The organism is Salinimicrobium sp. TH3, from assembly GCF_026676115.1.
GTDB lineage: Bacteria > Bacteroidota > Bacteroidia > Flavobacteriales > Flavobacteriaceae > Salinimicrobium.
Genome location: NZ_JAPONB010000001.1, coordinates 181,643 through 196,520, shown reverse-complemented (window position 1 = coordinate 196,520; position 14,878 = coordinate 181,643). Strand labels below are relative to the sequence as shown.

General features: G+C 43.3%; 10 protein-coding genes. 7 read left to right on the top strand and 3 right to left on the bottom strand.

Annotated features, from left to right (window positions below; genetic code table 11):
- Positions 1-132 precede the first annotated feature (132 nt).
- The gene (locus tag OU683_RS00815; RefSeq protein ID WP_268134191.1) at positions 133-528 is read left to right on the top strand and encodes a transmembrane 220 family protein; all 396 of its coding nucleotides are present in this window, start codon (positions 133-135) and stop codon (positions 526-528) included.
- Entirely contained in the window at positions 525-2,891 is a 2,367-nt protein-coding gene (locus tag OU683_RS00810; protein ID WP_268134189.1) for a TonB-dependent receptor, read from the top strand. Before OU683_RS00815 ends, OU683_RS00810 begins: the two co-directional genes overlap by 4 nt.
- A gap of 110 nt (positions 2,892-3,001) precedes the next feature.
- Here OU683_RS00810 and OU683_RS00805 read toward each other — a convergent pair whose 3' ends face one another.
- On the bottom strand, positions 3,002-4,315 hold the full coding sequence (locus tag OU683_RS00805) for a PQQ-dependent sugar dehydrogenase (protein WP_268134187.1): 1,314 nt from the start codon (positions 4,313-4,315) through the stop codon (positions 3,002-3,004).
- 229 nt (positions 4,316-4,544) lie between these two features.
- On the opposite strand from OU683_RS00805, the gene OU683_RS00800 reads away from it, so the two are divergent.
- Together OU683_RS00800 and OU683_RS00795 are read left to right on the top strand one after the other, a co-directional pair.
- Entirely contained in the window at positions 4,545-6,899 is a 2,355-nt protein-coding gene (locus OU683_RS00800; protein ID WP_268134185.1) for a multicopper oxidase domain-containing protein, read from the top strand.
- A gap of 17 nt (positions 6,900-6,916) precedes the next feature.
- Positions 6,917-7,870 (top strand): ion channel, encoded by a 954-nt coding sequence (locus OU683_RS00795; RefSeq protein WP_268134183.1) that lies wholly within the window; start codon positions 6,917-6,919, stop codon positions 7,868-7,870.
- 121 nt (positions 7,871-7,991) lie between these two features.
- On the opposite strand, the gene OU683_RS00790 is transcribed toward OU683_RS00795, so the two are convergent.
- The gene (locus OU683_RS00790) at positions 7,992-8,342 is read right to left on the bottom strand and encodes a hypothetical protein (RefSeq protein WP_268134181.1); all 351 of its coding nucleotides are present in this window, start codon (positions 8,340-8,342) and stop codon (positions 7,992-7,994) included.
- Between the two features lie 4 nt (positions 8,343-8,346).
- Entirely contained in the window at positions 8,347-9,852 is a 1,506-nt protein-coding gene (locus OU683_RS00785; protein WP_268134179.1) for an FAD-dependent oxidoreductase, read from the bottom strand.
- Positions 9,853-9,989: 137 nt separating this feature from the next.
- Here OU683_RS00785 and OU683_RS00780 point away from each other — a divergent pair, with 137 nt between their 5' ends.
- From OU683_RS00780 to OU683_RS00770, 3 genes are all read left to right on the top strand, one after another.
- Positions 9,990-11,504: a carboxypeptidase-like regulatory domain-containing protein gene (locus OU683_RS00780; protein WP_268134177.1), complete on the top strand. Its 1,515-nt coding sequence runs from the start codon at positions 9,990-9,992 to the stop codon at positions 11,502-11,504.
- A gap of 669 nt (positions 11,505-12,173) precedes the next feature.
- On the top strand, positions 12,174-12,668 hold the full coding sequence (locus OU683_RS00775; protein ID WP_268134175.1) for a nuclear transport factor 2 family protein: 495 nt from the start codon (positions 12,174-12,176) through the stop codon (positions 12,666-12,668).
- Positions 12,669-12,735: 67 nt separating this feature from the next.
- Positions 12,736-14,799, top strand: coding sequence for a M13 family metallopeptidase (locus OU683_RS00770; protein WP_268134173.1), 2,064 nt, complete (start codon positions 12,736-12,738; stop codon positions 14,797-14,799).
- Positions 14,800-14,878 lie beyond the last annotated feature (79 nt).

Genomic DNA, 14,878 nt, shown 5'->3' with positions numbered 1-14,878 from the left:
ATCAAAAAGATGAAAAGATTTTTCCTGTTTCTCTTTATTCCTGTGCAGTTGCTGAAGAAAAACGTGGAAACGGGGAACAAGGCAAAGAAAAGTTTCCCTGTTAAGGGAAATTAAATTCTAAAAACAGAATTTGTGAGAATATTTAATGCTCTTTTTGCAATTATCTTCTTATTCTCTGCCATTGTACAATATAATGATCCGGACCCTCTCCTGTGGATGGTTATCTACGGTTATGGAGCCCTTGTTTGCCTGCTTGCGATATTAGGAAAAGACAATAAAATTCTTCACTATGCAGGGATCCTGATCTTCCTCGCTTATGCGTTGTACCTTTTTTTCGTGCCTAAGGGAGTTCTCTCCTGGTTAACCGAGCATGCTGCCGAAAATATTACCGGATCAATGTCCGATGAAAAACCTTGGGTCGAGTACACCCGGGAATTTTTCGGGTTACTCATCCTTAGTTTCGCCCTTTTTATAAACCTGATCTTTAGAAAAAACATAAATAAGCAGAAGTTAAAAGTTACTCAATGAAACATTATCTACTCATAAGCCTTTTCTTTTCTCTTATTTCCATGACTTCAGGCGCCCAGGAGAAAGGACGTCTAGTGGGGAAAGTACTTTCAGATTCTGCACAACCGCTTCAAAATGTCCGGGTCAACCTGCTGAATTCCTCCTTCCAGACAAAAACCTCCCCAGAAGGGGATTTTTCCTTTCAAGGAGTGCCCTATGGTTCATACATCCTGTACATTAGCAAAGCCGGATATTCAGAAACCACTCGAATCGTCAATATAAATGCGGAAGTTGTTGAACTGGAGATCACTCTTTCATCGGAAGGTGAGCGCTTAAAAGAAGTAGTTGTCACCGCCCAAAAAAGAGAAGAACTTATTCAGGAAATACCTCTAAGTATAACCAGCCTCTCAAAGGAAAATATCAAACAAAGCCAGATCCGGAACGTTAATGATCTTACTGCAATTTCTCCCAACCTCTATGCCGCCGATCCCGGAGACAGAAGAACCGTGACCTCTATAAGGGGAATTGTCACTACCTCCTACGATCCTGCAATTGCAACTTACATAGACGGTGTAAACCAATATAACCTCGACACCTATATCACCCAGCTTTTTGATATAGAAAGAATAGAAGTGTTACGAGGACCACAGGGAACTCTTTACGGAAGAAATGCCATGGGTGGTGTGATCAACATTATAACCCGGGAGCCCCAAAAGGAAACCAAAATATTTGGAGAAGCTACTTTAGGCAATTTTAACCAACAGCGCTATATGGCAGGCATAAGAACACCGGTAACCCAGAATTTATACTTCGGGGCAGCCGGATTATATGAAGAAAGGGATGGATTTTACACCAACCGGTTCACGAATTCCAGTTATGATGATCAGTACAATTTTTCAGGAAATTACTACCTGAAGTACCTTTTCAGTTCTACCTGGAATGCCACCTTAAACCTTAAACATTTTACAGCCGAAAATGAAGGAGCTTTTCCTCTGAACATGGGGAATGAAGCTGCACTTGAAAACCCTTTCACCCTTAACCAGAACCAACTTTCAACAATGAAGGACAATACTTTCAACACTTCTCTGGTCATTGATTATAAAGGGGAAAACCTCAACTTTAGTTCACAGACTGCCTACCAGCAGAATTACAGATACTACCAAAATCCTATTGATGCAGACTTCTCCCCTCTTGATGCGATTTCCATCATCAATGACTATGGAAAGAACTGGAATACGGTGGAAGTTGTGACTCAGGAATTCCGGCTCTCTTCTCCCCGTGGACCGGGAAGAGATCTTGAATGGACTGCAGGAACTTACATGTTCTACCAGGAAAGTCCGGTAAAACAAGCCACTCATTTTGGTGAGGATGCTCCTTTATTGGGATCAGAAGAAATCAATTATTCCCTCATAAACACCAGCGAAGCAACAGGTAAAGGAATTGCCTTTTTTGGACAGTTCAATTATCAGGTGATGAAGAAACTCGGCTTGATAGCAGGTCTTCGGTATGACCACGAATATAAAAAGCAGTCTGTGCTGGGAGAGTACCAGTTGGATTCTGATACGCAACCGCTCTTTGAATATCAGCCGGACACTACCGCCACCGCAAGTTTCAATGCCTTCTCGCCTAAGGCGGGAATCACCTATGATCTTTCAGAAGAAAACCTTGTCTTCCTGACCTACAGCCGGGGTTTCAGGGCAGGAGGGCTCACTCCTTTAAGTGCAGATCCTTCACAACCACCTCTGTACGAGTACCAACCGGAGTTCAGTGATAATTACGAAATAGGTACTAAGAACTCCTTTTTGGAGAATAAGCTGCTGGTAAATGCCACTGTTTTTTATACGGAAGTGACCGATGTACAGGTACCGACCTTAGTCATGCCCGATGGAGTTATCATCACCCGAAACACTGGAAAATTAAGCAGTAAAGGGTTGGAATTAGAGCTTCGGGCTTTAGTAATCCCAGGCCTTGAACTCAGCTATGATCTTGGCCTTACTGATGCCCAATACGAATCGCTGCTTATTGCGCAAAACGGGGAAGAAGTCAATTTGAAAGAAAATAAGCAGATCTATACTCCCGGCATCACTTCAATGCTGGCCCTGCAGTACCGGTCAAACCTGGGACTGAATGAAAAATGGGAATTCACGGCCCGTGCAGAATGGAAATACCTGGGGGAACAATATTTCGATCTCGCAAATAATCTAAGGCAGGAGCCGTACAGCCTGTACAATGGAAATATTGGCGTCTCCTACCGGGATATTAAGCTCATGCTATGGGGCCGTAATATTTTTGATAAAGAATACATTAGCTACGGCTATAACTTTGGTGCAGTTCACCTTGGAAATCCTGCTACTTTGGGAGTGACTTTATTGTTCGAGATATAATTGAAAAGAATCTATGATCTTTCGTCAACCTGAACTTGTTTCAGGTTCTATTAAGACTTAGACTTCTTAAAAAGATTCTGAAATAAATTCAGAATGACTCCTACCCCTATTTACTTCGCCGCAATCATTTTAAAGACTTTCCCGGTGTTCCCTGTGGGTCCTTCTTCATCGGTGGTAAGAACGAACATTTCTCCCTCTTTGTTCTGGCCAAAAGACAGAAGATAATGACCGATTGAAGTAGAGTTGGTTTGATCTATTTTCAGCTCTTTAAAGCCCCACATCCCGGTCTCTTGCGGAGTGGCCATAAACACTGCTCCCGCAGGTTTTCCGTGATGTTGCGTCCAGGTCCCAAAAATGTATTTCCCAGCCAGATTTTTAATCATCTCACCTCTGTAGACATAACCTCCTATTACCACCAGGCCTTTGCCTCCATGATCGGTACCACCTTGTTTAAATTCAATAACAGGATCTATTAGAGGATTGCCCATCTTATCTTTTTCGGGACATTCCTCTTTCTCCTTATCATTATTATAAGAATTGAAACAGTGAGATCCTTCTTTCACATTCCACCCGTAATTGCCACCTTTTGTGATCACACTTACTTCTTCCCAAAGTACCTGGCCCGCATCTCCGGCGATAAGATCATTGTTCCCCTCCAAGTCAAATGAAAACCTGTAGGGATTTCGAAGCCCATAGGCATAGATCTCATCCATTCCGTCTTTGTCTACAAAGGGATTGTCTTCAGGAATTCCATAGGGAGAATCTCCATCCACATCGATTCGTAGAATACTACCAAGCAAATTCTGCTCTACATCCTGCCCGTTTCCACCCGCGTTCTCGGCGTACCAGTCGGGCACATGGCCCATATCAATATCATTTGCACCTCCACCGTCACCAAGAGCGATGTACAGGTAATTATCAGGACCGAATGCCAATGTTCCGGCATTGTGATTATCCTGTGGTTGATCGACCTTCAGAATTATCTTTTCTGAAGTCTTTTCAGCCATATTGGGATTATTCGGAGAAACCCGGAATTCTGAAATGTGGCTGGTGTGATCCCAGTTTTTAGGGCCACCCTCACTTAGCGGAGCACTGTAGTAGACGAAAAACCTCCCGTTCTCATTATAATCAGGATGAAAAGCCAAGCCAAGAAGTCCCCTCTCCTCGTGAGCGTCCTTAAGAGATACTATTTTATCCTTAAGATCCAGGAAAGGCTCTTGCAAAAGACCTTTTTGAGGAGTATAGATACGGATTACCCCTACCTGATCCACAATGAAATACCTTCCTGACTCGTCGGGCGATTCCACAAGGGCCACTGGGGATACTAAATTATCTGCTATAACTTCCAATCCTACCGATTCCTGTGAGGAACCCGTTAGAACCCAACCAAGACTAAACAATACGAAGAGCAGTTTTATTTTCATAACTATAGATTTTTATGATTTTCTAAAGTATTCATAAGTTAATGAAATTCTCCGGAGAGACTGGTTAACTACCTGTTAAGAAACAAGTAGCAGGCTTATAAAAGCATTTGAAATTCCTATGCCCGGATTAATTCCCGGGCCGAGATTTAACAGTACTTTCATACAGAAAACGGTAGAAGCTGACTAACTTGTAAGAATTCCTTTTTCGTGTAATCCTGAAGAAAACGTAATGAAAAATCTTCTTCTGCCTCTTCTGTTCACTGCCACACTTTCTTTTCCTTCACTTGCTCAACGTCCTCAATCTGTTGAAGGTAATGTCGATAACTGGCCGGTCCATGAATATGAACTGACCATAGATGAAGAAATGGTCAATCTCACCGGAAAAAATGTGAAGGCCATGACCATTAATGGAAGTATTCCGGGGCCTGTTTTGGAGTTCACCGAAGGAGAGTATGCGAAAATCCATGTAACGAACAAGATGGATGTGGAGACTTCGGTGCACTGGCACGGACTGCTGCTCCCCAATTTCTTTGACGGCGTGCCTTATCTTACCACTCCTCCCATAAGACCGGGAGAGACTTTCACTTATGAATTTGCCCTGAAGCAGTCGGGCACCTATTGGTATCATTCCCATACGGGACTCCAGGAGCAACGCGGCGTTTATGGCTCTATTCAAATCAATCCGCGGGAGCAAACCATGGAATATGATAAGGATCTTGTTTTGGTGCTTTCAGACTGGATGGATGAAAACCCACATGAACAGTTGCGCAATCTCAAAAGAGGCAATGAATGGTACCTGATCAAGAAGGGGCAGGTACAAAGTCTAAATAAAGTCCTGGCTAAAAACGCGCTGGGAGCCAAACTCAAAATGAGCTGGCAACGCATGCCCGATATGGCTATTTCTGATAACTACCATGATCTTTTCCTGGTAAACGGACTCCCGGAACAGCAGTATCCTGATTTTGAACCGGGAGAAAAGCTTCGGCTGCGATTTGTCAATGCCTCTGCAGCGTCCTATTTCTGGCTCACCTTTGGGGGAGAAGATCCTTTTTTGGTTGCTGCCGATGGGCTGGATGTGGTACCGGTAAAAAAGAACAAGACCCTTATCGCTGTTGCAGAGACCTATGACTTCATTGTCACTGTTCCGGAAAGTGGAAAACTGGAAATTCGTGCCACTTCCCAGGATGGTTCGGGACATGCTTCAGCATATATAGGAGAAGGAGAAATTATACCTGCCCCGGTAGTCCCCGAACCTGACCTGATTGAGATGATGAAAAAGATGATGGCCATGGATATGAAAATGGGCGCTCCGGCATCAAAGTTCAGACCCGGGAAAAATGACTCCATTAAAGTGATGAAAAAGTATGCCATGGAAATGGATCACATGGAGATGGACATGGATTCCGAAGGAATGAAAATGAAAGAGGATCATACCCAGCATGATATGGACATGAATGAAGACATGAAAAGGGATACCCTGGTTCAGGACAAAATGAAAGATCCCAACCTGATGGATCCTATGAAAAAGCCGCTGCCCGATTCCCTGGTAATAGGCGACGCCATGAAAACCGCGGGATCTCCTGTCTTCAATTATGATTACCTCAGAGCCCCAGCACCTACCACTATTTCTGACGAACAGCCGCTTAAAGAAATTCTGTTCAATCTCACAGGAAATATGAACAGGTACGTGTGGAGCATTAATGGAGTACCTCTTTCTGAAACCGACAAAATAAAAATCGAACAGGGTCAAAAAGTGAGGATCACCCTGAACAACCTTACTATGATGCATCACCCCATGCACCTTCATGGACATTTCTTTAGAGTGATCAATAAGAATGGAGAATATTCTCCACTAAAGCACACCGTCAACGTGGCGCCCATGCAAAAAACCGTAATTGAGTTTGATGCCAACGAATATGGGGACTGGTTCTTTCATTGCCATGTACTCTATCACCTCAACTCTGGTATGGCACGTGTTTTTAGTTATGACACGCCTCGGGATGAGCGACTCGACTCATATCCATTAGCCAATCTTACAACCGAAGCCAATGAATATTTTACCTGGGGAGAAGTTACAGGCGCCAGTCATATGACAGAATTCTATGCTACCACCACCAACATTAGGAATCAATTCAGGTTACGGGCCGAGTATGGCTGGAATGAAAACCTGGAAGTTACCCTTACCTATGAAAGATATCTCAATGACTACTTCAGAGTTTTTGTCGGTGGGAATATTGAGAACGAAGAAGAAGATAACCTGGATGAACTGGAACCTACAGCCATTGGAGGAATCAGGTATCTGCTGCCGCTGTTAATTGATTCTGAACTCAGTATTGATCACAAACTGCGGCCACAAGTAGCGTTTAATGCCGGACTTTTGCTTTTTCCCCGCCTTGAATTGTATGGGGAATATGAATACCAGATTGATTTTGGCTGGAATGGAGATCTCGAAGAGAGCAAAGACTACGAAAGCGAAACGGTATTCCAGGTAGGTCTCGAGTATGTGCTTAGCAAAGGAGTAAGATTAATGGGAAGCTACGACAATCGTTTTGGTGCAGGAGGTGGTATTTCTCTATGGTTCTAAAAATTTAAAATTCAACTATGAACGTACTTTATTTAAGCCTTGGACTCCTCCTTCTTATACTTGTAATCTATGATTTCTTTTTTACCACCCTCTCCGGTAGCGGAGCAGGACCTATTTCTAAAAAAGTAGCCAGCCTCTCCTACCGGGCAACCCGCTGGTCTTCCGGCTTTTTTGGCAGGAAAGCCTTTGACTACTGCGGCATGACCGTTAATCTGGGAGTACTGTTTGTGTGGATCATTATTGTGTGGCTGGGGCTGTTCCTGGTCTTTTCCTATGATCCTTCCGGAATAACCAATAGTGATTCGCGGCCGGCCAACTGGGTAGAGAGGCTCTACTTTACAGGATACGTAATCTCTACATTAGGCATGGGAAATTTTAAACCTATCACCCCCTTCTTTGAGATACTAACAAGTTTATTTTCCTTTTTCGGCTTTATTTTCTTTACCAGTTCAATGACTTACCTGATCTCCGTTTCCTCTGCGGTCATTCGAAAAAGAACACTGTCCAGGAGTATTTCTAACCTTGGGAAAAGCCCTTCTGAAATTGCCAATAAGCTCGAGAAAGTAAACAGTTCTTACAAGGATCAACAAGTACTTTCGTTACAGGAAAAGATCGATAATCACCTTGTGAGCCACCAGGCATATCCTGTGGTACATTTCTTTAGCCACTCAAATCCCGAAAACTGTCTTAGCCTTAATTTTGTGCGACTTGACGAAGCCCTAACCCTCCTGCTTAAGTCTAATGAAAGGTATCAAAATGAAAAAGAAGAGCTGCAGCTATTAAGAAGTACCATGACAAATCTTTTAATGCATTTAAAAGAGAATTTTTCAGCTTCTCTTCCCAATGAAGATCGAACTTCGGGTGACAAACAGGAACAAACCGACCTATATGACCTTGACCAGAGAAGAGATATCTTATCTTCCCTGTTGCAAAGCGAAAGTTTGAACTGGGGTCACGTGGAGGAGGATTGAAAAAATGTCTATAGCCTGTCATGGCATTGTTTTTAAATTAATAAACAAGCAGGGGGGAAATATTTAAAATAAGAATCAATAAAAAAGGAACATCGGCCGGCACTTCACCTTTGGTTAAAGGTCAATGGGTGCCACCAATAACGTGATACAAAATCCAGCCAAGACCGAACAGACCAAGGGCGCCATGTATCAAAGCTACCCACTTCGGGATCTTAAGGTGGCGTATATCCCTGTAAAAGAGATAAACCCCTCCCGTTGCCGCAAGGAGAAAAATGATAATACTATCCCAATGCTTATGATGAGAAGTTGTAGTTAATGCGTAAATAATAAGAATAAGAATTCCCAGAACAGCCAGAGAGCCATGTATCAATGCCACTCCTTTAGGCGGAATTTTCTTCTTTAAAACGAAACTTATCAGGTAAAGCCCGAGTAAAACAGCAAGACTGATGAGTATAATTGCAGTAATTACCATAGTACTATTCTTTTTTATTCAGGTTCCTCTTGTCAAGTGGGGAAAATGCAGGTCCCTCGATCACTTCCCCGGTGGCCTTGAAGCGGCTGCCGTGACAGGGACAGTCCCAGGATCTTTCGGCATCATTCCAGTCCACGATACAATCCATATGTGTACAAACGGCCGACTGGCAATGAAGCTCTCCCTTATCATCCCTGTAAACTGCCCATTTCTCCCTCTCGATCTCCATGACTTTACCCTGCCCGGGCCCGATCTCTTCTAAGGAATCAACTTCAGCTTTCCCGGGCAGGTCCTTTAGATATTGTTTGGCGACATTGATATTCTCTTTAATGAAATTCTTTGCAGATTTTACCGGCGTGAACCTCGAGGCTTTGTATAAATCCCTCCAGGCATTTTCCCGGCCGTTAAGCTGGTCATCCAGGATCATGGCAGCAAGTACTCCGTAAGTAAGTCCATCTGTGGAAAAACCTGTAGCCAAATAGATATTGTCATCTGTACTTTCTCCTATATACGGCAACCCATCGGCAGGTTTATAATGTTGGGCGCTCCACCTGTATTCGATTTCCTCCACATCAAAATAGCGCCGGGCATTTTCGTCAAGTTTGTCAAAGAAACGGCTGTAATCGTCTTCCTGTCCTACTTTGTGATGCCCCCCAAGAACCAACACGTAGTTATCACTGCCTTTACTGTAGGTTCTCATGGAAGTGTGGAAGTCTGCTTCTGTGTCCCAGTAGATCCCGTCAGGAAAATCACCAGACTTCAATCTGGCCGCAATAGCGTATTCCCTGTACGGGTAAAGAGCTGTTTGCAAGCCGTAGATTCCTTTGGGAGTATGGGTGGCTAAAATGATTTTTTTGGCTGTCACTGTTCCGGAGGATGTTGAAAGAACTAGCTCCTCCTTCTTTTCTATATGATGTACTTCAGAATTTTCAAAGATCCTGCAATTTGCAGAGTCTATTTGTTCGGCCAGACCCCGTACAAAAGCCGCGGGATTGAATTGGGCCTGATTTTCCACTTTTATGGCCGTACTCACCTTTACAGGGATTGGCAGTTCGTGCAATTCTTCAATAGGCAATCCATAATCTTTTGCTGCCTCTATCTCTTTCTCAATGGTCTTATCTTTTTTTTCGGTCTCACTAAACAAATACCATGGGACCCGCTTAAAACTGCAGTCTATTTCATACCTGTTCACCAGTTCCTCTACCAGGTTCACGGCCTGTGCCCGGGATTGTGCAACTTTTGAAGCGGTCTCTTTATCCCACTTACTTTGGATATGGTGTAAACGTTTGTCTACCATAGCATACAGGTTTCCCGTAGAGTCGCCGGTAGTTCCTCCTCCAAGAGCTCCAGCTTCCAGCAACACTACTTTTTTACCCGATCGCGCAAGGAGGTAGGCTGCAGTAATTCCCGTTATCCCGCCACCAACAATTGCAATTTCGGTCTCGAGATTCTCACTAAGGACAGGAAAATTAGATTTGGTGGCTGTTGATTTCCAGATTGATCGTGTCATAGATTGGCTTTTCTATAAAGTTAGAAAACCCTTCATCCTGCTGCCAATTGTTTTTAGTTAGTATTTTGTTAATGCTGAAAACCATCATAATTTGTAACAATCATAAAACATATACGTCTTAAAGTAAACCGTTTACTATGAGATACTTTCTTTCCTTTCTGCTGCTGCTTCAGGTACATGTTTTACAAGCACAGGAGATACGTGCCCAGGTACTCGACGCAGCCACGAAACAACCTATTCCTTACGCCAATGTCATCTTTGCCGAAAACCGGGGACTGGTGACCAATGAAGAAGGAACCTTCAGCTATAACCCTCAAAAAGAAAAATCTCCCGAAATTATAAAGATCTCCTCCCTGGGATATGAGCTGCTCGAGATAGCACCCAAAGAAATTTCCGAAGGGATCATTTTACTAAAGCCTGCTACCATTGAACTGCGCGAAGTATTTCTTTCTAACAAAAACCTTTCAGCAAAAGAGATCATTAAGAAAGTAAAGGAAGAAGTGAATAATAACTACAATTTTGAAAACAGCAGGAAGAGGATCTTCTTAAGAGAGTCGGATATTAGTTATGTGCGCCGGTTCGACCTCGAAGTGGACAAAAGTACAATTGCCGGTATAGACCAGGACCTCATGAACGAGATCTCTTCTAAAATTCCAAAAGTATCAGATTCTTATAAAGAAATCCTGGCCGATATGTACGGGAACTTTGACAGCCAAAAAGTGAATATAATAAAAGCTGCAAATCTTCACGATCCACAGAGCACACAATCCCTGGAACAAGTGACAGACCGTTTGAATTCCTTGTTTATGAACACTCTTAAAGATCGCTCCTACCTAAAGATACGTTCGGGGATCATAGGCGTAAAGGTAGATGAGAAAGAACTTAGAGAGGAATTTTTAGTGAAAGAAGAAAAGAAAGAAAAAACACCCGTAGAAAAAGAAAAAATTCTTGCCGAAAGGAAAAAGAATCTCAAAAAGAATTCTAATTCCAGGATAAACAGACTTATGGACGGGATGTTCTGGAGAGAAGACATCACTTTTAACCTTTTTGACAAGGCTAACAAGTACCGGTTTACTCAAAACGGCTATGCCTGGATAGACAATGCTACAGTTTACGTCATCGATTTTGAACCAAAAAGGGGCGCCGATTTTAAAGGCAGGATCTATGTAAATACAGAGGATTACGGGGTCCACCGCCTGGAATATGAAAATGTAAAACCGCTGAAGAAATTCCGCCTTTTTGGAATAAGCACTAAAGATGACGTTTACCGGGGCAAGATGATCTTTGTAAAAGATGAAGCAGGAAAGTATAACCTTAGCTATCTTGAACGGGAGACCGGCGAATCTGTTGGGATTGACCGTCCGCTTACCATCATCGAAAAGAACAAGCACGTTCCCGGCCGCCGTAAGCAGAATGAACTGGATCTGGACCTTAAATTCAACCTAAGCCAGGTGAATAAATTGCAATTGGTGGTCTACGAATCTGAGACCATGCCTGCGGCCGCACTTTCTGAAATTCCAGAACCCGAAAATTTCGAGTATGAGACTTTTAAAGTTTACAACCCCGATTTTTGGAATGGTTACAATATTATAGAACCCAACGAGGCGATAAGAAACTTTGTTGCCCTTGATGCCGGAGAGGACGAGATCTAAACCTTAATTCCCGATTTGAAGTTGGATCGGGTTTGGCCTAAAGGCCTTCTGTATTATATTTTTGATCCTCCGGCTAAAGCCGGAGGCAATTTAAGTATGCCATCTTTAAAGTTTAAATTGAGAAATAAATTGCTGCCACCTTCTAGTGGTGGATCAAAGGTTTCCTAAATAAAAGGCTTTAGCCCAATGATTATAGGCAGAAGAATATAAATGCACTGTTGGTATAGACCGGCCAAGGCCTTTGCAGGATTTCTTTAACCTCTGGCTAAAGCCGTAGGCAGTTAAGTATGTCATTCTTAAAATTTAGATAGAGAAATAAATTGCTGTCACCTTCTAGTGGTGGATCAAAGGTTTGCTAAATAAAAGGCTTTAGCCCAATGATTATAGGCAGAAGAATATAAATGCACTGTTGGTAAAGATCGGCCAAGGCCTTTGCAGTATTTCTTTAACCTCTGGCTAAAGCCGTAGGCAGTTAAGTATGTCATTCTTAAAGTTTAGATAGAGAAATAAATTGCCGCCACCTTCAGGTGGTGGATCAAATGTCTCCTGTATAAAAAGGGCTTTAGCCCAATAATTATAAGCGGAATAATTAACATGCAGCGTTACGTATCTACCAACTACAGAATTACGATTTTCAAAATTCCTTATCTTTCATAAAAATCTAAACACATGCGAAAAATCTCTTTTTTGGCCCTCCTGCTTTTTTTCGGGGGCTTCGCTTTCGGTCAGGCTGAAGAGCCTCACGTAAACCACCTTCTCGAAGAGTGGCACAAGGCCGCCGCTGAAGCTAATTACGATGAATACTTCAGCTTAATGGCTGCTGAATCTGTTTTCATTGGAACCGATGCTACAGAGAACTGGAACAAACAGGAATTCATGGAATGGTCAAAACCTTATTTTGACCGCGGGAAAGCCTGGAGCTTCTCCACTCTCGAGCGCAATATTTTTCTTGCCGATGATGCAAACCTAGCCTGGTTCGATGAACTGCTGGACACTCAAATGGGCATTTGCCGCGGCTCGGGCGTAGCGGTAAAAGAAAATGGAAAGTGGAGAATAAAACACTACGTTCTTTCCATCGCCATACCCAATGATAAGGTGGACGCTGTAACCTCTTTAAAAGCCGATTTTGACAAGGCTTTTATTTCAGAAATAAGATCGCGCTAAGTTCCATAAAAAGGTGAAAATTAGATCATTTTTCTTATTTTACGCCACTTTTAAAATTAACATGAATATGAATAAATTAAGTAAAGGTTTCCTTCTTACTCTTATGGCAACAGCGGTTGTTACCGGCTGTAAGAATGATAAAGAAGTAGAAGCCGAAGAACAACGCGGGATCAATCTTGCCTATATGGATACCACAGTGGCCCCGCAGGAAAATTTCTTCAGGTATGTGAACGGCCGCTGGCTGGACACCAATGAGATCCCAGAAGACAAAACAACATGGGGGAGCTTCAACGAATTACGTGAAAAAACAGATAAGGATGCTCTTTCCCTTCTTGAAGCTGCTGCAAGCAGCGACAGTCTTGATGCCAATAGTGACCAGGCCAAGGCGGTTTACCTGTACAAGACTATAATGGATACCGTGGCCCGTAACGAGCAGGGAATCGAACCTATTCGTCCTTACCTCGACAAGATCGCGGCTATAGAAACTAAAGAAGATGTTCAGGAATATCTCCAGGAGATGCAGATGTACGGCGGCGGCGGATTTTTCAGCTTTGGCGTGGGTGCCGATGCCAAGAATTCCAACATGAATGCGGCTTATCTTGCTCCGGGAAGCCTTGGGCTGCCAGACAGGGATTATTATATCGCCGAAGATGCCGATTCCCAGGAAAAGCGTGAAAAGTATGTTGCCCATATAACCAGAATGCTTCAGTTTTTAGGAGATTCTGAAGAAGAGGCTGCAGAAAAAGCTAAGACTATTCTTGAATTCGAGACGACCCTCGCGCAACCAATGCTGGATAAAGTAGAGCGTCGGGATGCCCGAAATACTTACAACCCAATGACCATTACCGAGCTTCAGAATAAAGTTCCGGCAATTGAATGGAACAGGTATTTTGAATCTGTCGGTGCTGCCAATGTGGATACGATTATCGTAAGTCAGCCAAAATACATGGAAGAAGTTCAAAAGACTTTCGCTTCCCAGAATGTGGAGGAGTGGAAAGAGTACCTGCGATGGACACTTTTCAATGATGCCGCAGGAATGCTCGCTACCGAGATCGAAAATGCAAATTGGGAGTTCTACGAAAAAACCCTTCGTGGCGCACAAAAACAATTACCGCGGAATGAGCGCGCCCTTGCGACCATCAACAGCACAATTGGAGAAGCCCTTGGTAAATTATATGTAGAAGAACATTTCCCGGCTGAAGCTAAACAGAAAGCTGAAGAAATGATCCAAAACGTAGTAAAGGCCTTCGAAAACCGCATCGACAACCTTACCTGGATGAGCGACAGCACAAAGGTAAAAGCGAAGCAAAAATTGGCTACTACCAAGATCAAAGTTGGATACCCAGATGAGTGGAAAGACTACAGCAGCGTGGAGATCAAAGAACCTGCTAATGGTGGTTCGTATTTCCAGAACATGCTCAATGCTGCAAAATGGAACGTAAAAGAAGATATCGCAGAACTTGGTAAGCCTGTAGATAAGAGCGAATGGTTTATGGCACCACAAATTGTGAATGCTTACTACAACCCGCTTTACAACGAGATCGTATTTCCTGCTGCTATCCTGCAGCCACCGTTCTACGACTACAAAGCTGATGCTGCGGTTAATTACGGCGGAATTGGTGCCGTAATAGGTCACGAGATCTCTCACGGTTTTGACGACAGCGGATCAAGATTTGATGCCGACGGAAACCTGAACAACTGGTGGAGCGAAAAAGACCTGGAGCAGTTTGAAACCCTTGGGGGAAGACTGGCTGACCAGTACAGCGCTATAGAAGTGCTTGATTCGGTATACATCAATGGAAAATTCACTTTAGGTGAGAACATTGGAGACCTTGGAGGAGTGAGCGCCGCTTATGACGGACTTCAGATCCACCTTGACGAGCATGGAAACCCCGGAGAAATTGATGGCTTTACGCCAGAACAACGCTTCTTTATGAGCTGGGCAACCGTGTGGAGAACGAAGATGAGAGAAGAAGCTTTGAAAAACAAGATCAAAACAGATCCGCACTCTCCGGGAGAATACCGTGCTTATGTGCCTCTTCAAAATATTGATGCTTTCTATGAAGCTTTTGATATTCAGGAAGGTGATAAGATGTATGTAAAACCTGAGAACCGCGTGAAGATCTGGTAAGACCATTGTCATTCCGACGAAGGAGGAATCTCTTTCGATGTTTACATTTCTCCACTGTCATTCCGACGCAGGAGGAATC